Source organism: Streptomyces sp. MMG1121 (assembly GCF_001280015.1).
GTDB lineage: Bacteria > Actinomycetota > Actinomycetes > Streptomycetales > Streptomycetaceae > Streptomyces.
Genome location: NZ_LGDV01000095.1, coordinates 1 through 364 on the forward strand (window position 1 = coordinate 1; position 364 = coordinate 364).

The following is a 364-nucleotide window of genomic DNA, read 5'->3' on the forward strand; positions in this document are numbered from 1 at the left end:
GAAGAGCGACTCGCTTCCGCCGCCACCGGACACCTTCAACTGCTCATCGGTGACTGCCCGCAGGACGAGCGACTCGACCGACGCGACCGGAGCACCCTCACCATCCGCCAACTCCAGCGACAGCGAGTCCTCACCCGTGGACGACAACCGGATCCGCAACGACGACGCCCCCGAAGCATGCAGCGACACACCACTCCACGCGAACGGCAGGAACAAGCCGTCACCGTCGGATTCGCGGGCACCGGAGAAGGCCCCGGCGTGGAGAGCGGCATCCAGCAGCGCCGGGTGCAGACCGAACCCGGCAGCCGAGTCCACCTCACCCGACGGCAACGCGGCCTCGGCGAAAATCTCCTCCCCACGCCGC

General features: G+C 68.7%; 1 protein-coding gene. It reads right to left on the bottom strand.

Features of this window, described 5'->3' with window-relative positions; all coding sequences use genetic code 11:
• Nucleotides 1-364: polyketide synthase dehydratase domain-containing protein (locus ADK64_RS09845; RefSeq protein WP_159046213.1), on the bottom strand; the 364-nt coding region annotated here is incomplete at both ends.